Origin of the sequence: Rhodoblastus sphagnicola, assembly GCF_002937075.1 — a bacterium.
Taxonomy (GTDB): Bacteria; Pseudomonadota; Alphaproteobacteria; order Rhizobiales; family Beijerinckiaceae; genus Rhodoblastus; species Rhodoblastus sphagnicola.
This window is the reverse complement of sequence record NZ_NHSJ01000036.1, coordinates 49298-68222: the sequence shown is the minus strand read 5'-3', so window position 1 is coordinate 68222 and position 18925 is coordinate 49298. Positions and strand designations below refer to the sequence as shown.

Sequence of the window (18925 nt, the reverse complement as noted above, 5' to 3'; positions counted from 1 at the left end):
TTGCTTCAGCATGTGATGCCGATCTGTCATCGCCCCGCGGCGCGTCCACTGCCGCTGTATGGGTTCAGTAGGTCAAGCATGTGAAGTCGAATATTGCCGGCCGGTATCGAAGCGATACCGGCCGTTTGGCGTCTGTCAATCTGTGGCCCCCAGTCGGGCCAGCGCCGCGGTTCGAAATTGCGAGGACGGAAACGAAGTGCGGTCGGGCGCCGCGCATTGCCGGCGCGGGCCGATAGCAATCCCAGACGATGAGAGATAGTTGGCGCTGCGCAAGGCTCTCTTGCGCCTTCTTCAGCGCGGAGGCGGCGGCTTCGGCGAGGACGCGCTCCGCAGCGCGATAGCCATCGACCGGACGCCCGATGAAATTGTGCGAACCGGAATACCGGATGTCCTGCCGAATGCTCGGATCGACATCGCGGAGATAAGCGAACCCTTTCGGCAATGGGCCTGCCGCGCAGCCGATATCGCCCGTCAGCACGCAGGCCAACATCGTCAAGCCGAAATATCCGAATGCCCTCGGCAGCAGCCTCTTGCTTGGCGGGAGAATTTGGTTTTCGATCATGGCCGATGATACTGCGCCGGTGGCTGACGCGTCACGAAATCAATCCGTCTCTGCGAGAGAACGAGAGCGGGTTCTGCGGCGGATACGCCGGCGCCCCATAGGCTGGCGTGAGGATGGACCGAATGCGCATCGGTCACGGCAGTCTGCTCCGCCTTGTAAGTCTCGGGCCGGACATGAAACTGCCGTGCCCAGCCGATTTGCTTCTCGCTGACATTGGCCGACGCCTCGGCCATGCGCTTTGCGCCGAAGTTGGTGGCGTCCGCCAGCACGGCGGCGAGAATTGTGGACCTGTTGCGCGCCGCGTCCAGCGTTCGCATCTGGGTGAACCTGTCGGAAAACCCTGTCCACCCATTCACTTCCGCCAACAGGTCGGTGATATAGAGATCGAAATCGCCGGGCACGCCGAGGTTGAGGGCGTTGGCCGCTTTCTTTTCCTCGAACGCCGCCTTTGGCATCAGTTGATCGGCGAAGGGGCTGAACGTCCGGCTGCCCTCGACCGAAATATCGCGAGAGCGCAGCTTCTCGCGCAAGACGGCGAGCGTGGCGATTTCGTAGAGCCGCCGATCCGATTTTCTATCGGCGAAGATGGAGGCCCTGGCCCCGCCGGAAAGCCGCAACCCTTGATTGTTCCACAATACTAAAGCTGCTTGCGTTCTCTTTATGTCTGCTTATGCGTATCTGGCGATCTTTTCGTTACCTGAGGCCGGGCTGCGAGAGGCGAAGGGTCCAGCCTTTTGAGGTCAGCGCGCCCGCGGCAAAACCCGGAGTCTCCGCCTTCAAATCAATACCTCCGCTTCAGGAAAACAGCATGTCGATGTCGGCTTCGGTCATGGCGAGCGTCGGCGCGCCGTCGGCGTCGAACAGGTTTTCCGCCAACTGGCGTTTGCGCGCCTTCATCTCCTCCATCTTTTCCTCGATCGTCTCCGCCATCACCAGCTTGTGGACGAACACCGGCTTATCCTGGCCGATGCGATGGGCGCGGTCGATCGCCTGCTCCTCGACCGCCGGATTCCACCAGGGGTCGTAAAGGATCACCGTGTCGGCGGCGGTGAGATTCAGGCCGACGCCGCCGGCCTTGAGGCTGATCAGGAAGATTTTGGTTTCGCCGTTCTGGAACGCCTGGATTTCCTTCGGCCGGTCCCTGGTGTCCCCGGTCAGCAGCGAAAACCTGAGTTTTTTGGCGTCGAGGCGCGGCCGGATCAGGTCGAGCATGGAGGTGAATTGCGAGAAAATCAGAATGCGCCGGTCGTCCTCCATCAACTCGCCCAAAAGCTCATCAAGCCGTTCGAGCTTGGCGGATTTGGCCTTGGCGATGTGCTTGGCCGGCAGTTTGAGCAGCCGGGGATCGCAGCACGCCTGCCGCATCTTCAACAGGGCGTCGAGCACGATGATGCGGGAGCGGTTCAGGCCCTTCGCGGCGATGGCGGCGCGCACTTTCGCGTGCATGGCGAGGCGGATGGATTCGTAAATGTCGCGCTGCTCGCGCTCCATCTCGATGCGCTCGGCGATTTCGGTCTTGGGCGGCAATTCGCTCGCGACCTGATTTTTGGTGCGGCGTAGCAGAAACGGTTTGACGCGGCGCGCCAGAGCGCGGGCGCGCTCCGTGTCGCCTTTCTTTTCGATGGGCGTGCGGAAGGCGTGCGAGAACCAGGCGCGATCGCCCAAAAAGCCCGGCGACACCACGTTGAACAGCGACCACAATTCGCCGAGATGGTTTTCCAGCGGGGTGCCGGTCAGCGCGAAGCGCTGGCGGGCGTTCAGTTCGCGGATCAGGCGCGTCGTCGTCGCGTCCGGATTTTTGATCGTCTGCGCCTCGTCGAGAAACAGCAGGCTCCAGATTTCGCCCTTGAGCGCGTCCTTGTCGCGGCCGATCAGCGGATAGGTGGTCAGCACCAGATCGCTGTCGGCGATGGCCGCGAAGCGCTGCTTGCGATCGAGCCCGTGCAGCGTCAGCACCTTCAGGGTCGGCGCGAATTTCTCCGCCTCCAGTCGCCAATTGGCCATCAGGCTGGTCGGCGCGATCACCAGCGCCGGCTTGTCGAGCCGTCCGTCGGACTTTTCCGCCGCGATCAGCGCCAGCGCCTGCACGGTTTTGCCGAGACCCATGTCGTCGGCGAGAATGCCACCCAAACCAACTTCGCGCAGAAAACTCAGCCAGGACAAGCCGTCCGCCTGATAGGGCCGCAAATCGGCGGCGAAATCTTTTGGCGGCGCGCGGCGCGGCAGGCCGCCGACCTCTTTCAGCCTGCGCCCCATCTCGCGTAAAACCTCGCCGCCGCGAAAGATGACGCCGGCGTCGAGCGTGGCGTCCTCGAAGGCGGCGAGCGCCGCCGCGTCGCCCATGGAAAGCCGGAGTTTTCCGCCGGGATCGAACAGGGCCTGGGCGCAGGACAGGTCGTGAATCGCCCGGATGATCGGCATCAGCCGCGCGCCGGGCATGGCGAGGCGGCGGCCGTCCGGGAGCGGCAGATAGACCGGATCGTCATCGCCCTCGATCGGTTCGTAGCCGGCGGCGTCGAAGAAGGGCGAGGCGATCAGCTGGCAGATCGGCCCGATCAGATCGACGCGCACGCCATCGATCATGACGCCGAGATCGAGTTCGAACCAGTCGAAGCCCGAGGAGTCGCGCAGCCCGATCTCGAAGGCGCCGTCGCCGTGCAGCAGTTTGTGAGGAAAAGCGTCGTCGACCTCGACCGCGAATCCGGCGTCGCGCAGGGCCGGAAGCCCGTGATAGAGGAAATCGAACCAGCCGAATTCGTGGTCCTCGGGCAGAAAGTCGTGCTTGTGCCGCGCCGGCATTCCCAGGAGGAAGTCGCCGGCCTCAGTGAGGCCCTGCGCCGTCAGGCGCATGACGGCGGCGGATTCTTCCGCTGGCATGCGGACGATCTCCAGCACGCGCCCTTGCGAGACCGTGGTCACCATGGGCTTGGTCTCGCCGTGGGGCACGTAGGCCGAGGCATACCGAAAACTCAGGCGCGCGAGGCCAACTGTCTCCATCTCCGGCGGCGGCGCGCGATACCAGTGCTGGCGGCGGAATTCGATCTCGGGCGTGGCGATCGGCAACTCCGCCTTGACCAGGCGCAACACGGGCGTCGGGCTTTGCGCGATGCGCAAGGGCGGTTCGGACGAGGTCGGGCGCGCGGCGGCGGCGGCGGGCGCGCGCTGTTCGATCAACCCGGCGACCTCGGCGGCAAAGCGCACCGGCAGCGCCGGCGCGGCGAGAACCGCTGCGGCGAGTTTCGGCTCCATGCTGATGTCGAGCCGACCGATGACGCCGCTTTCGCGGTCAAGATAACCCGGCGGGGACGCGGCAAAGGGCGTGAGGCCCGGCTCGGTCTCGATCGCCGGGCGCAGGTTGGCGTCGTCGCCGAGCTTCCACACGATCTTGCCGGCCTGAACCGGACCGGACGCCAGCAGCGGCCCGTTGGCTTTGTCGAGCCGCGCGCGCCCCGTGGCGAGCGCCGCGTCGATGATTTCCCAGGCGGCCTCGTCCTTGAGCCGGATTGATCCGCCATAGCTGACGCCGCGCGCCATGGTCAGCAGGCGGGCGATCCTGACGTCCGACGGGCGGATGTATTTGGCGGGCGTGTCGGAGAGGATGGACGAAAGCTCGGGGCGCGAGATCGAGCTGGAGACGCCCCCGCTCTTGAGAAGGCGCGCGGAAACCGCCTCGACTTGCAACTCGCAGACGGCGTGGCGGTATTCGGGAAGCGAAAAGACATAGAGCAGCCGACTTTGCGAATCCGGTGGATAGTCCTCGGAGTCCGACGCCTGCGCGCGTTGCAGCGCCTCGATCCAGTGGGATATGTGCGGTGGCAGCGTCTCGCCCGCCGACGCCGGCGTCTCCGGTTTGGCCGCGAACAGTTCGCTCTGTCGTGTCGGCGCTATGTCGTCATCTCGCGCGCGCGATTCGATCAACACCGCCGCGATATGCTTGCAATAGGCGCCCACCGGACAAGAGCAACGGCCTTTTATCCGCACGCTGTCATCTTCGGCGGACGCGACCGTGACGCTGACGCGGTAGGGAACGCGCGACGAACCGCGCACCAGCGCCAGGATCTCCGGCGGACTCTCCTCGAACGAAACGATTCGCCCTTGCCTGCGATAGACCCGGCCCGCTTCCATGGCGCGCGCGCCGACGTGCCGCAAAATGTCGCTGTCAGAAAACCGCACCCGTCGTCCGCCCTTGAACCGTATGCCGCCAGATCGAACTGGCGGCGGCCATTCTCAGGCATGGAGCCTGCGATGACAAACTCAGCGTCAACGCAGGCGCAATCATGCGACGCTTGGGCGCAGGCGTGGACCGCCGCCTGCGGATCGGGCAGTCGTCAGACCGCGACGAACCAGTTTTCCGTCTGTGCTCCGGCCGCGTCCGGCTGCGCGCGACCACGCGGATTACGCCGAGCACGCCCACCGCATAGGTCAACCGCGTGAGTCGCTGACGAAATGGCCGACGAAGGCGCTTTCGCCTCGGTAGGATGCGTTGCCTGCGCTGAAAGGCTGGGAAAGTTGCGACACAATTCAACGACAGCCGACCAAGAGGCCGGCGAACAAAGGACATGCCGGACGGCCGAAAGGCTTTGCTGGACGCCGCCACGCAGGTTTTCGCCAGCTTCGGCTTTGAGGCGGCCGACGTGCGCGGCATCGCGGTAAAGGCGAAGGTCAGCCCGAATCTCGTCCGCGTGCATTTCGGCAGCAAGATCGCGCTCTGGGAGGCCTGTCTCGATGCGAGCGCGATCGAGGCGCGGCCCGTCATCGACGAGACCCGCCGCATCGCCGCCGACCTCTCCCGTCCCATAGGGGAGCGGCGGCGCGACATGACCTTGCGGTTGGCCGACTTTTACGCAGCGCACCCGGATGTTCGGGATTTCGTTCCCCGAGGTTGGGCCGAGGCGCCCGACCGCGCCGAGCGGCTCCAGACCCTGCTCCTCCAACCAGCCTATGAATCGAGCCGGGCGTTTTTCGCGGCCGGCATTGAAGCCGGCGTCACCCGCAGCAGCCATCCGGCGCTGTTTTTGCCCTGCTCAACGTAGCCCTCAACCTGCCGCGACATTCCCAGCGCTCCTGAACCGCCTGGCTCCGGACATCGACGCCGACACGGCGCGGACCCGGATGGTGGAAACCATCGTCGCCACCTTCTTTCATCTCCCGCCGGTCGAGCCAGCCGATCGACCACAGCAACGGAGCCAACCATGACCGCCCCCGCCAATCGGATCGACGTTCATCACCGTCTGATTCCTCCGGCCTTCGTGCGCGCCATGCACACCAGGGGCCTGACCGAGGTGGCCGGCGCGCCGCCGCCGCATTGGACGCCCGAGAAGTCCGTCGAGACTATGAACGCGCATGGCGTCGCCACCGCGGTCCTGATAGGGGATCCGTAAACCCCACGCCTCTAGGCGGCATGGGACCAGCCACGAGCGAGTGTCGTCGAGATTGCTTCAGCATTCAAATCGAAACCCGTGAATGTGTTTGAACTTTCAGCTTTGCGAAACGGCAGCTGGGCAAGAATGTTTCAGAATTTGCGCCTGTCGGCCCAAAGAGCCGACCTGTCCGGCTTTTGGCCGTAACCCGAAGCCACCGCCTTTAGGCGGTGGAGTGTTCACGTGATCGAGCGACGCCACGCGCTCGAACAGTTCAATAAATGCAACGTGGACAAGCCCGCCGCGCCGCGCGCGGCGCCCCTTTTGAAGAGGTCATGCACATGGATTTAACAGCCGTACTTAGCTCAGTTTCGGCTCTGGCCGGGGCCATCGTTGGCGGCGGCGCCTCGGTGATCACAGCCGTCTATACCCAGCGCTTCCAGGATCGCCTTCAGCGCATTGCATTTGAGCGGACGAAACGAGAGAAGGTTTATGCCGATTTTGTCGTCAGCGCGTCGAATTTGCTTCTCAACGCCTATACGCTTGAAGAAATCACGTTGACCGAAGATGCGCAGCGGCTGGTCGGGCTTATCAACCGAATGAGGCTCTTTGCTTCTCAGGAGGTCGTCGCCGGCGGAGAAGCTGTGCTCCGCTCCATCGTCGAAATCTCGCTGAAGCCGGGCATCGAAGTTCGGCAACTTGCGACGGATGCGTTGTCGAAGAGTCTCGATCCCGATCCGCTTCTGGCGTTCAGCTCGCTGTGCCGGGCTGATCTGGACAACATTTAGCGAACGACGGTCTGACGATGCTGCGCCTCCATGTCAGCGGCTTGCCGGTGGTCAATGGCGAAGGCCGGCCGCTCGGCGTCGTCAGCGAGGGCGATTTCCACTTCTCCGGCGCAATGGCCCGCAACAGGTAGCGCGCGGCCGGGTTGGCCAGCCTGTGTCGCCCGACTCGCCGCAGGCGCTGGCCCTGCTTGGCGTAGCCTCTCGGACGAGGGCGGGGCAGCGCGAAGCGGCGATTGGCAACATGGTCTATATCGGCATGGCTGGACCGGGCGTGGACGAACGCGCGTTCAATGCGTTGCGCCACATGCGCGCCGCGGAAATTCGAACGCGACCTCATCCGCACGCACACGCGCCGGCCTCGTAGCCGACGCCGCGCGCGGAAGACGCGGCGGCCGAAAGCCCGTGGTGACCGCGAACAAGCTGGAGCGTGAGGGCGCTTATGGTGAAATGGTTGACGGTGGGCGAAACGGCGACGCGCCTCAAGATCGGAAAGACAGTGCTCTATGCAGCACTCGAGCCTGAACCCAGGCCCGCAAGCTGATCATGACCACGAAGTTCGCGTTGTGTTCAGTGTGGCGAACAAAGAATCACAATCCTTGAGCTGACCTCTTTTTGCTTGGATCGAATGCCAGACACACGCTCGCCATCCGCTCAAACGCCATTGACTAACGCGTCAGTCAGTGAAATAAATCGTGCCGGCCGGAAAAACAGTCCCATCGCGATCCGGACGAAAATCCGAAGGCCGTCGCCGACCGAGACGATCGCTGTCGGCGCTTCGATGGGCGCGGAAGGAGAAGCGGATGTTCTTTGGTCGAACCTTGCTGACGGCGACCGTGGTCGCTGCGAGCCTCGGCGCGGGCTGCTGGCTGCGCGTGGCCTTGCCGCAACACGATCTTGCGGCCGCGTCCCGCACGAAAGGTGTCCGCCATGCTTGATATTGCCCGTTCAATTCAGAATCAGCGCGCCTGTGACGCCATGACTTCGCGGGTCGTCACGGTCGGGCCGGACGACACAGCTCGCGCCGCGGCGGAGGCGATGCTGCGCCTCCATGTCAGCGGCTTGCCGGTGGTCGATGGCGACGGCCGGCCGCTCGGCGTCGTCAGCGAGAGCGATTTCCACTTCTCCGACGCCATGATTCGCGACAGCCAGCGCGCAGCCTGGTTGGCCATTCTAGCCGGCGGACAGGACGTCGCCGGGAACTATCTCGACGCGCTGGAGCATGAGGGCGAGACTGTGCGCCAGATCATGTCCAAGCCCGCGCTTTGTATCGATCAGGACGCGTCGATTGCGGAAGTCGCGAACCTGATGACGCAGCGTCGGGTCAAGCGCATCCTTGTTACACGGTTGGGAATCGTCGTCGGCGTCATTACGCGAGCCGATTTGCTGCGGTTCTTCGCGCCCAAGGCGCGCCATCCGGCGATGCCGGTGACGGCGGAGGCTTTCGAGGTCTTGCGCGAGGACATCCGAGTTGCGCTGGCGAAGCTGCGGCCGGCCCCAACCCGGCCGCCAGCGCCGACGGCCGAGGCGCCGAAAGCAGCGGTCACCGGCGCGAGCCTCAAGGACCTGGTCAACGCCTTCGAGCGCAACAGGTCGAAACTTCATGAGAACGCGTTGCGGCAATCGCGCGAAAAAAGCGATGGACTTGTCAGGTCGCTGCTCGCGGCCCGCTTCACCGACGCCGATTTAGCCCATCTGATGACGCGGGCGAGCGAGGCGGCGCGGCGCGGCGAAACCGGCGTCACGGCCCTCGTCTTTCCGGCGGCGCTTTGCGGCGATGGCGGTCGCGCCATCAACTTGCCCGATCCCGACTGGCCGGCGAGCTTGCGCGGCAAGGCTGCGGATTTCTTTCTGTACTGGGACAAGGAATTGCGGCCGCTCGGTTTTGCGCTCTCCGCGCGCATCGCGAGCTTTCCGGACGGCTTTCCCGGCGACGCCGAATTGTCCCTGGTCTGGGGACGCTGACGCCGCCCCTTCGGCCAAATAACCTTGCGCTCGCCACCCTTGTTGAGGTGTTCTCATGTCCAAGTCTTCCAGCAGCGAAACGACCGGCGCCTTCCCGACAAAAGATTCGGATGGATCGCAATACATTGCATCGATGAACGCGGCTCTCCAGCCCTGGAAATTGGTCGGCGACTATGTCGTCGACGCGACGCAACGCACTATTCTGTTCTGGGATGTGTTCCGGCAACGCAGCGAGCAATATTACGCCCAGAAGGCGAAGGCCGTTCCGAACGTTCTCAGTTTCGATGCGGAGTTGGTGCTCGACGGTCGAACTTTCGAGCGCCCCGTCAATTACGGCCTGGTCCGGGTCAAGCCGCCGCAAGGCGTCACGATCGACCCGAAAAAGCGTCCTTTTGTCGTCGTCGATCCGCGCGCCGGCCATGGCCCGGGAATTGGCGGCTTCAAGGCCGACAGCGAACTGGGCGTGGCGATGCGCGCCGGGCATCCGTGCTATTTCGTCGGCTTCACGCCCGAGCCTGAGCCTGGGCAGACCATCGAAGACATCATGCGGGCGGAGGCCGCGTTCCTGGAAAAGGTCATCGCCCTGCATCCGGAAGCCGAAGGCAAGCCCTGCGTGATCGGCAATTGTCAAGCGGGCTGGGCGGTGATGATGGTGGCGGCGACGCGGCCCGACTTGTTCGGGCCGATCATCGTTCCGGGAGCGCCGCTCTCGTATTGGGCCGGCGTTGAAGGCAAGAATGCGATGCGCTATTCCGGCGGCCTGCTCGGCGGCAGCTGGCTCACCGCGCTCACGGGCGACCTGGGCAATGGCAAGTTCGACGGCGGCTATCTGGTCGAAAACTTCGAGAATTTGAACCCCGCCAACACACTCTGGACCAAGAACTATAATGTCTGGAGCAAGGTCGACACCGAGGGGCCGCGTTTCCTCGAATTCGAGAAATATTGGGACGGACACGTCAAACTCAACGCCGGGGAAATGCAGTGGATTGTCGATAAGCTGTTTATCGGCAACCGGCTCGCGACCGCCGAAATCATCACCAGCGACGGCGTCCGGATCGACCTGCGTCATATCCGCTCTCCGATCATCTGCTTTTGCTCCAGGGGGGACAACATTACCCCGCCTCAGCAGGCGCTTGGCTGGATCGTCGATCTGTATGAAAAGGACGACGACCTGCTCGCCAACGGCCAGACCATCGTCTACGCGATCCACGAAAGTATTGGCCATCTCGGCATTTTCGTGTCGGGCGGGGTGGCGAAAAAGGAGCATCAGGAGTTTGCTTCCAATATCGATCTGATCGACGTGTTGCCGCCCGGCCTTTACGAGGCGGTCATGACGCCCAAGACCGCCGAGACGGTCCATCCTGAAATGGCCACCGGCGACTGGATCGCGCATTTCGAGAAGCGAACGCTGGCCGATGTGCGGGCCATCGTCCAGCCAACCCCCGAAAACGAGCGTCGTTTCGCCGCCGCGCGGCGGGTGTCGGAGATTAATCTCAGCCTTTATCGCAGCTTCCTCCAGCCTGTTGTCCGCGCCTTCGTCAGCGACCAGTCCGTTGAGGCTCTGCGCAAGCTCAGTCTTGCCGAACTGCCGTTCGAACTGTTTTCGGACCGCAACCCTCTGATGGGACAGGTGGCCCAGCTTGCCGCGCAGGTGCGCGAACACCGCCAGCCGGTGTCGTCCGACAACCCGCTGCTCCGGTGGCAAGCGATGGTTTCCGACGGAATCATCGCCGCGCTCGACAGCTATCGCGATCTGCGCGATCGCAGCGCGGAGCAGCTATTCCTGTCGTTCTATGGCTCGCCGCAGGTGCAGGCCCTGCTTGGCGTTGGCGCCTCGGACGAGCCTCCGCGCCGCCGCCCCGGCGTCGAGCCGGAGCGGACGGCCTTCATCCAGCAAGGCATCGCCGAACTCAAGGCGCATGTCGCCGAAGGCGGACTGCGCGAAGCGGCAATTCGCAGCATGGTCTATATCGGCATGGCTGGACCGGGCGTGGACGAACGCGCGTTCAATGCGTTGCGCCACATGCGCGCCACGGAAGACGGCATGACGCTCGAAGCGTTCAAGCGACTGGTCCGCGAACAATTCTTCACCCTGTTGCTGGATCGGGACGCCGCGCTCGCCGCGATCCCGAAAATGCTGAAGTCCGGCGCCGGCGACCGGGCCGAGGCGCTGGAGACGATCCGGCAGGTCATGGCGGCGGCCGGCGAACCTGATGGCGAACGCACGGAGCGGCTGGCTCGCATCGAAAAGCTTTTCGAAGCCGACTGAGCGGCCGCGCGCCGGAGTATATCCTCGCGACACCATGCGCTTTTCTCGCGCCACGCGCGGGGCGCTCTTCTTGAGAATGTCTGGCGGGCCAAGCTTTCGACGACGCGAGGAAGCGGATGCGCAATTGGCTGTGGAGAGGCTGCATATGAAAGCGCGTTTATCGCCCGCCCTCAATTCAAGGCTTCTGGAAATGCGACTTTTGTGGCTCGGACTTGTTGTTCTGCTCGCCGGCTGCGCCATGCGGCCGGAAACCGGGTACCTCGGCAGTTCAACCGCATTTGAATCGGGCTCGACCCGACACGACATTCTGGTCGCGACGACCCGGAAGCGGGACGAACGGTCGGATACGCTTTTTGGGACCGACCGCGCAGCCGGATTGGATTTCGCGGATGTTTCCATTTCGGTGCCCCCCAACCATGTGACCGGAGAGGTCGAATGGCCAGATTCGCCTCCCGGGGACCCCAAGACGGACTTCACTGTGCGCAAGGCGTCATATCTGCCGAGCGAACGGGACTTTCTTGAGAAATTGAATGCGCGGCTGAGAAGAGAGCGCCCCGAAAATCGCAGAGTTATTCTTTATATACACGGGTTCAACACTTTTTTCTCTGAGGCGGTCTACACAACGGCGCAAATCAGTCACGACGCGGCTTTCCCCGGCGTTCCCGTCGTTTTCAGTTGGGCGTCGCGGGGAAATGTATTCGATTATGGCTATGACAATAACAGCGCCAACGCCGCGCGGGCGGATCTCGCGAGAGTGCTTAAGCTTTTGCTGCAAAGCGACGCAAATAAGGTCAGTATCGTGGCGCATTCGTTAGGCAACTGGCTGTTCATGGAGTCGATTATCCAGTTAAAATTAAGCGGATTCACAAGCAACTTGTCCAAGGTTGACCTGGTCTTTCTTGCTTCTCCAGATATTGATTTCGATGTCTTTAAGTCCCAGCTGCGCCAACTGGGCAAACCGCCCGTTCCTTATTATGTCATAATATCGAGGGACGATCAGGCGCTCAGCTTGTCCAGTCTGATCGCGGGAGGACGACCACGGCTTGGAGCCTATGGCGATGCCAACGAATTGACGTCCCTTGGAGCAACCGTCATCGACGTCAGCGATGTGAAAGGGATGGACCCAGCCAACCACGACAAATTCACCCTGCTCGCGGGCGTCGCGCCTCAACTGGTTCGCTCGCTGGGGCGGATGCAACCTCCTTCTGGCGCAACCCAGACGGAGCGCGCGCGGAGGGCTGATTCGAACGGGTCGCAAGGCCCATTTCCAATTTTGTCCATTGGCGGCGGGAACGTCAATATCATGCCAGGACAAGTACACTGACGGCGCGGAGCGGTAATCCGACCAGGCGACGCGACACCGGCCGTTGCTCTACGCTCACCGGGCGTTCAGGCGATCAGCCAATCCGCGGAGCGACGGTCGGGTGGAAAGGGGGGCGTTTCCTTTCCAACGTGAAATCGACCATCCTCGTGAAAAAGTCAGGCGCCGCTGGCGCATCTCCAATATAGATCAAGCCAACTTCCGGCATTTCGCGGGAGAACGATGCGGCAATCCGCTCGGCGGATACAAGGTCGACCGAAGCAAGCGCGCGATGAATCACGAGCCAGCGCGGTCTCACCAGGAGAGCGCGAGCCATTGTGACGCGCTGTTTTTCATCATCCAACAGTCGATGATCCCATCGATCGTCCGTGTCGATCGATGTCGCGAAATGTTCGAGGCCTACAGTCGTGAGCGCCGCGCGAATGCGTTCGTCATCATAGGCGTCTGGCGGGTGCGGAAACGTCAAGGATAAGCGCAACGGACCCGGCGCAATGGATCCTGGCGACGACATGAAGACGATCGACTGGCGATGCGGGCGTGCGATAGATCCTCCGCCCCAGGGCCATAATCCCGAAATCGCGAGGAATAACGCGCGTTCGTCGTCAGAGTCGCCTTTGATGAGAACACGATCGCCGGCTTTTACGACGAGGTGCGGGTCGTTCAGCACAATGTGTCCGCTCCGCGTTGAGATCCAAAGGTCGTCAATGATGAACGACTCCTCGTGCCCGCCCTGCACTTCAATGCGGCTCTCTCCCTCGCGGAGGCGTTCAATCGTTGATAATGCTTCATGGAAACTCACGACGCGCGACAATGTGGCGCGCCAGTCCGCGATGCCCGAGAAGTTGTTCACGAACCACCCTAATGCCGTCTGCACCTGGTTGAAGGCGCCGACAACCATCATCAGCTTGCCGAAGGTCATGTCCCCGGCGAAATAAACCGGGGCGGCGACAAGAATTGGCGCCACAATAGCGAGCCAGCCGACGCCCGCCGTCACCCAGGCCAAACCCGTCGTGGCCATCGCCAGACGTTTCGCGATCGTGACGACATCGCCGAAGACCGATTTCAGCTTGCGCGCGGCCTCGGGCTCCGCGCCGTTGAGGGTGATGCTTTCGATCTCTTCGTTGACATGGACGAGAACAGACCGCAGCTTCGCCTCCGCGGCGTATCTTTCCTCGTTCAACGAAATCAGCGGACTCCCCACGCGCCAACTCAAGGCCGAGGCGGCGATGGAATAAAGGAGGGCGCACCAAACCATGTAACCGGGCACGGCGAACAGCGTCCCGCCAATGGAGATCAAAAGATCGTCCGAAAGCGTCCACAGAATGGTCGCGAAGGTGATCAGCAGCATGGTCGATTGCAACAAGCCGACGCCCAGATCGGTCGACAGTTCGGTCAGGCGTCTGACATCTTCGTGGATCCGCTGGTCGGGGTTCTCGCCAAGCTGTCCGGCCTGGGAGAGGCGCGCGGCGATGAGAGGCGCAAGCCAGTCGACAATGAGGCGTTCGCCGATCGCGCGGCGCAAGGCGAGCTTCGTGCGCTGATTGAGCCAGGTCTGCGCCACGTTTAAACCAAGGAGGCTTCCCGCGATCTGCGCGAACAGGACAAGTTGCCGCGCGAATGTCGCTCCATCCTTGCGGGCGAGCGCGTCGTAGAATGGTTGATTCCAGGCGTTGAGAAGTGTTTGCGCGTAAGCCGTGGCGCCGACGATCGCGACGAGCGCCAGCAGAAAAGCGGCGACCTCGCCACGACGATCCGAGCCGCGGATCAGTCCGATCAGCCCGGCGATCTGTTTCGGCAGATTGTTTTCAATCCGATCCTCGGTATTTCCCATCGCCTCGTCTTCGGTTGCTGCTCGGCGAGCCCTATGGGAATGGCAGGTCGTAGCGTCTGAGAACGTCAGTGAGCGTCACCAATTCCTGCAGTTCGTCGTTGGACATAGATGTCAATGACAGCCCCACGAAAGAGGTCAGACCTCGTCACGGTGGAAAAGCAGGCAGCGGACGCAGATGATCCAAAGGCGGCAGATACAACGAAGGTGGATCTGGCAAAAGGCCAGGCGGCCCCTTGGCAAGCCGCTTTACTATCTTGCCGAGCTTGTCGACGGCGGCGTCAACCTTCTTGGCGATGGCGGCGGCAACCGCCTTCTTGGCTGCGTCCGCGACGGCCTCGCATATGACGCGAACGATTTCAGGCGGCGTGGCGCCATCTGTGTCCGCGCCGATATTGCTGAGATGGACGGGAGGCAGCGGCACGGTCAGCGTGCTGTCCACAACGGGGATGGCGAGGGAAAGCGCCCCTCCCATAACGGTGAGGTTGCGGATGACGACCTTGCGCATGGCGCTGGCCGCTTGCATGCCGGACGAACTGGCGGCGTGGGCCTTGGCGTTATTCTTCATGCTCTCCAAATTGCTGACGGCGGTCGGGTCATCCGCCTCGTAAGTGATGCGCGGCGCAATGACCGTCACGGATTCGATCATGACGGGGCCGCCGCCGAGAAGGGAGCTGCTCTCCACCTGCATGGCGATGCGATCCACCGTTACGGCATAGGGCGAGGAAAACCCGGCTGGGTTGCCTACGGTTAGTCCGTCCATCGCGCCAGCGCCGGTGATGGGCGAGAACGTGAAGCTGCCTATGAGCACCGGCGTCAGGGTAGCAAGGGCGCCCTGAGTCTCGATATTGGATTTGATGGACGGTCCGATCCGAGAAAGTGAGATCCATGCCGCGATGGAGGAGAAAAGCAGCAAAATAAGTGTAAGTCCGAAGATTTTCCTCATGGTGTCTCTCTCACTGAGATTATCCGCTTAAAACCCACGGGCTATATCCGGCTCCTTTTTGGCGTAAGGCGGATAGGCAACGAAAGAACGTCCACTTCACCTTCTTAAGCGCATCGACGTGCGCGCAGCGACCGCGCCGACCGGGAATGGCCTCCAGATTTTCGCTTTGATCGCGATCGTGGGGTTGCCTTCCCGGATGCCATGATCTATTTCATTGACTGACGCGTTAGTCAATTAAATTTGAACGGATGGTAAGCGGGTGTCTGGCATTCGATCCAAGCAAAAAGCGGAACGACCTGAACAGATTCTAGAGGCCGCCCTCGATGAGTTCAGGAAGACGGGGTACGGCGCCACGCGCCTGGAAGACATCGCCAAGCGCATCGGCGTCACCAAGGGGACGATTTACTTATATTTCGAAAGCAAGGAAAAGCTGTTCGAGAGCCTAATCACCAGCTTGAGCGCACCCCTCGCGCAGGAGTTTCAGGAAAACGAATGGGAATGGACCGACGATATTGCTGCCGACCTAGATTATATATTGTCAAGGCTTTACAACTTCATATTCGAACATCACAAGTTTCGTGAACTGTTGCGCCTGCTGGTGTCGGAGGCCGATCGCTTCCCCCAATTCGTCGACGAGAACTACTCGGAATTCATCGCCCCCATCCTCCAGAGCTTGAGCAAGAGATTCGACGCTGGCATTGCCGCCGGCCAGATCGAACCGACCGACACCCACGAACTCGCGCGGTTTGTCGTCGCTCCGGTTCTTTCGCTCAACATCATGTCCCTTCTATTTGGAAACCGCAGAGCCATCGATTGCGACACCTTCATCTCGACGCATCGCAAGGTGCTGTTGCGCGGCTTGCTGAAGCCAGGCGCGAAAGAAGGGGAGGGGGGGCAATCGGAATGAACGAGCCAAATCCTATCGCGCCGTTGGCGGACAAGCGCGCCGGCGCAAGGCTGCCCGCGCTGCAGTCGGGCGTCCCGCCCAAACAGCAGTGGCGCATCTCTGCGTCGAGCGGCGATCCAAACCGAGCCGCCGACCGGTCGTATAGCGTGGCCTGGAAGGCGGAGGGAGGAGAACGCGCCTGGCTCGAGATCGATCTCGGGGAAATCGCGATCATCGCAGGCCTCGAAATCTACTGGGGCGATCAAGCGATGCGGACCTATCGCGTCGTCGCGTCGAACGCGACGAAATGGTTCGCTTTGTGTGGCACGCGCCACGGCGAGGGTGGCTTGGACATGTTCGCCTTCCCCCCGGTCGCCGCTCGGCTCGTGTGCATCATCAGCGACGATCCCCCGCCCGAACACGGGCCGGAAATTGTCGAGATCAACCTCTATGCGCCGCAAGAGGCCGCATCCACCCTCGAACCAGGCCAAGGCCATGCGCTCAGCGGCTCCCCGATCCGGCTCAAGACGGGCGCCAGCCTGACCGTGGATCTCGGCTACCCTCGGCTCCCCATTGGCGCATTGATCGAATGGGGCGAGGATTTTGGGACCGTGTTTTCCGTGCATCTCTCGGATGACGGCGAGGTGTTCCGGGAGGTCGGACGCATAGAAACCGGAGACGGCGGGGTCGACAGTTTTTGGTGGCGTTCGACGACGGGCCGCTATTTCCGCCTGACATTGCATGAAGCGAACACGCCGGCGGGCGCGGTCATCCAAGAACTTAAGCTGCGCCTCCAAAACAAGGACCACATGCCTATTGGCGCTCTCGAACGCGCAGCCATCAGCGGCGTGGAGGAGCTTTATCCGCAAACGCTGCTGGGCCGGCAAGTGTACTGGACGGCGCTCGGAGAATGGGATCAGGGCGAGCAGGCTCTGATCGACGAATATGGCGCCATCGAGCCGCGGCGCGGCGCGCCACAGATCGCGCCGCTGCTGCGATGCGCAGGCGTCCTGCGCGGCGCGCCGGGCGCCGCCCGCCTGACGCAAACCTTGGACGATGGAGCGTTGCCGATCGCCAGCGTCGTCTGGGAAACGCATGGCCTCGAATGTCGCACCACCGCCTTCGCGCATGAGGGCCAGTTGCGATGCGAACATCGGATTTGCAACCATGAGGCAACCCCGCAATCCGGCGGACTGACGCTGGTTCTTCGCCCCTTGCAGATCAACCCCTACTGGCAGCACGGCGGACACGCCGCCACCACGTCCATCGCCCTCAAGGGCCAGGACTTGTGGGTCAATGGAACGCTTTACGCCGCGTTTTCGCGCGCGCCGGATTTTTGCGCCATCGCCGATTTCGACAAGGCCGACATCGTCAAGCTGATCGAACGCCAGCCGCTCCAGACCGCTCCGGCGCTGAGCGGCGCCTCCGGTCTGCTCAGCGCCGCATTCGAGTTTTCATTCGCGCTGGCGCCTGGAGAGTCGTTCAGCGTCAAGGTCGCGGCGCCGATGCGCGACGGCGTCACGCCGAGCGCCTGCATCGGATTCGAGGACGCCCGCTATCGCGTTCGCCAATCCTGGCGCGACAAGATTGGACCGCGCCTGTTCGAAGTCGGCGACCGCGAGGTCGGCGACACGCTCGAAGCGCAGATCGTTCACATTCTGGTCAATTCCACGCCGATCGCCTTCAAGCCCGGGCCGCGCAACTACGACCGAACCTGGATCCGCGATGGCTCGGCGCAAGCGCTGGCGTTGCTCTGGGCCGGACTGATCGAGGACGCGAAGACCTATGTCCTGTGGTATGCGCAACGAATCTATCCGAACGGACTCGTCCCGCCGATTCTGGACGTCGACGGGCAAGTCAACCACGGTTATGGCGGCGACATCGAGTTCGATGCGCAAGGTGAATTCGTCTTGGTCGCCGCCGATGTCTATCGTATCACGCGGGACCGCGCGTTCCTGGAAGCGGTGTTCGAGCCCGTCCTTCGCGCGACGAATTTTCTCAAGGACCTCACCGCGCGCAGGGAAGGCGACCCCTCGCTCTCTCTCGGCCTTGTCGCGCCTTCAATCAGTCACGAAGGCTACAGCAAACCGTCGTTCAGCTATTGGGACGATTATTTCGCCTTGGCCGCCTGGCGCAATTGCGCGTATCTCGCGCGAGAAATCGGCGCCGACGACAAAGCGACGGAGGCGGAAGCCCAGGCGGGCGCCTTCGCACAATGCCTCACGCGCTCCATCCGCGCGACCGCAGCGGCGATGGGCGTGAACGAAATACCGGGATCGGCCGACCGAGAAGACGTCGATCCGACAGCCACCTCCATCGCGTTTGAGCCTTGCCGCGTCGAGGACGTCCTCCCGCCAGAATTGGTTTCGCCGACTTTCGCCCGCGCCGCTCGGCGCGCGGCGGCAATCTCGGCGCCCGACTTCAGCGGGAATTACTCGCCATACGAACTGCGCAACGTGAACGTATTCGTCGCGCTCGGGCGTTTCGACGACGCGTTTCGACTCTTGAACACAATGCTGGGCGCGCGCCGTCCTCCAGGCTGGCGGGGATGGGCGGAGGTCGTGTGGGGCGACTTGCGCGCGCCGGATTACATTGGCGATATGCCCCACACCTGGATCGCAGCCGAATTCTTCACGGCCATTCGTCGGATGCTGGTGCGGGAAGAAGGCGGGACGCTCGCGTTGTTCCGCGCCGTTCCCGACGCCTGGTGGGACAACGACGGCATCGCCATCAACGGCGCGCCAACGGCGTTCGGTCTCCTGAACCTTCGCGCGCGGAAAACCACGTCCGGCGCGAAGGTCAAGATGAAACTGTCGGGACCCGCGCCCGAACGCGTCACCTTCCGCTATCCCGGGGCGAAACGCGCCTGGGCCGACGGGCATCCCTGCGAAATCCTTGACGATACAATGACAACGCCAGCCTGGCGGGATCTCGTCATTGAAGAATAATGGCCGTGACGGAACGGGATGAAGACTCTGCGAGGCAGCCGATGAAACTCTTCGA

Annotated in this window: 15 protein-coding genes; 10 read left to right on the top strand and 5 right to left on the bottom strand. The window is 62.6% G+C overall.

The features are described 5' to 3' along the window. Positions 1-64 precede the first annotated feature (64 nt). From CCR94_RS04695 to CCR94_RS04685, 3 genes are all read right to left on the bottom strand, one after another. On the bottom strand, positions 65-478 hold the full coding sequence (locus CCR94_RS04695) for a M15 family metallopeptidase (protein ID WP_158254623.1): 414 nt from the start codon (positions 476-478) through the stop codon (positions 65-67). 80 nt (positions 479-558) lie between these two features. Further along, positions 559-1179 carry a Tn3 family transposase gene (locus CCR94_RS04690; RefSeq protein WP_104506717.1) on the bottom strand — a complete coding sequence of 207 codons (621 nt, stop codon included), beginning with the start codon at positions 1177-1179 and terminating at the stop codon, positions 559-561. Between the two features lie 178 nt (positions 1180-1357). Beyond that, positions 1358-4735, bottom strand: coding sequence for a DEAD/DEAH box helicase (locus CCR94_RS04685; protein ID WP_104506716.1), 3378 nt, complete (start codon positions 4733-4735; stop codon positions 1358-1360). Between the two features lie 386 nt (positions 4736-5121). On the opposite strand from CCR94_RS04685, the gene CCR94_RS04680 reads away from it, so the two are divergent. The 8 genes from CCR94_RS04680 (at position 5122) to CCR94_RS04650 (ending at position 12265) form a co-directional block, all read left to right on the top strand. Then, positions 5122-5595 carry a TetR/AcrR family transcriptional regulator gene (locus CCR94_RS04680; RefSeq protein ID WP_104506715.1) on the top strand — a complete coding sequence of 158 codons (474 nt, stop codon included), beginning with the start codon at positions 5122-5124 and terminating at the stop codon, positions 5593-5595. Between the two features lie 159 nt (positions 5596-5754). Beyond that, positions 5755-5943 carry a hypothetical protein gene (locus tag CCR94_RS04675; RefSeq protein ID WP_104506714.1) on the top strand — a complete coding sequence of 63 codons (189 nt, stop codon included), beginning with the start codon at positions 5755-5757 and terminating at the stop codon, positions 5941-5943. A gap of 260 nt (positions 5944-6203) precedes the next feature. Further along, positions 6204-6710: a hypothetical protein gene (locus CCR94_RS04670; RefSeq protein ID WP_104506713.1), complete on the top strand. Its 507-nt coding sequence runs from the start codon at positions 6204-6206 to the stop codon at positions 6708-6710. Positions 6711-6727: 17 nt separating this feature from the next. After that, the gene (locus CCR94_RS24420; RefSeq protein ID WP_146089861.1) at positions 6728-6841 is read left to right on the top strand and encodes a CBS domain-containing protein; all 114 of its coding nucleotides are present in this window, start codon (positions 6728-6730) and stop codon (positions 6839-6841) included. Between the two features lie 669 nt (positions 6842-7510). Further along, positions 7511-7645 carry a hypothetical protein gene (locus CCR94_RS26305; protein ID WP_275112801.1) on the top strand — a complete coding sequence of 45 codons (135 nt, stop codon included), beginning with the start codon at positions 7511-7513 and terminating at the stop codon, positions 7643-7645. Further along, on the top strand, positions 7638-8672 hold the full coding sequence (locus CCR94_RS04660; protein WP_104506712.1) for a CBS domain-containing protein: 1035 nt from the start codon (positions 7638-7640) through the stop codon (positions 8670-8672). The genes CCR94_RS26305 and CCR94_RS04660 overlap by 8 nt, the downstream gene beginning before the upstream one ends. Before the next feature lie 55 nt (positions 8673-8727). Next, entirely contained in the window at positions 8728-10941 is a 2214-nt protein-coding gene (locus CCR94_RS04655) for a DUF3141 domain-containing protein (protein ID WP_244593937.1), read from the top strand. Positions 10942-10975: 34 nt separating this feature from the next. Then, complete coding sequence (locus CCR94_RS04650) at positions 10976-12265, top strand: alpha/beta hydrolase (protein ID WP_184421734.1); 1290 nt, start codon at positions 10976-10978, stop codon at positions 12263-12265. 73 nt (positions 12266-12338) lie between these two features. On the opposite strand, the gene CCR94_RS04645 is transcribed toward CCR94_RS04650, so the two are convergent. Both CCR94_RS04645 and CCR94_RS04640 read right to left on the bottom strand, forming a co-directional pair. Then, positions 12339-14093, bottom strand: a complete 1755-nt coding sequence (locus CCR94_RS04645; protein WP_104506710.1) for an ABC transporter ATP-binding protein/permease — start codon at positions 14091-14093, stop codon at positions 12339-12341. A gap of 145 nt (positions 14094-14238) precedes the next feature. After that, positions 14239-15036 (bottom strand): AsmA family protein, encoded by a 798-nt coding sequence (locus CCR94_RS04640; RefSeq protein ID WP_146089860.1) that lies wholly within the window; start codon positions 15034-15036, stop codon positions 14239-14241. A 259-nt stretch (positions 15037-15295) separates the two neighbouring features. Here CCR94_RS04640 and CCR94_RS04635 point away from each other — a divergent pair, with 259 nt between their 5' ends. Together CCR94_RS04635 and CCR94_RS04630 are read left to right on the top strand one after the other, a co-directional pair. Beyond that, the gene (locus tag CCR94_RS04635) at positions 15296-15943 is read left to right on the top strand and encodes a TetR/AcrR family transcriptional regulator (RefSeq protein ID WP_104506708.1); all 648 of its coding nucleotides are present in this window, start codon (positions 15296-15298) and stop codon (positions 15941-15943) included. Then, positions 15940-18870: a discoidin domain-containing protein gene (locus CCR94_RS04630; protein WP_104506707.1), complete on the top strand. Its 2931-nt coding sequence runs from the start codon at positions 15940-15942 to the stop codon at positions 18868-18870. The genes CCR94_RS04635 and CCR94_RS04630 overlap by 4 nt, the downstream gene beginning before the upstream one ends. Positions 18871-18925 lie beyond the last annotated feature (55 nt).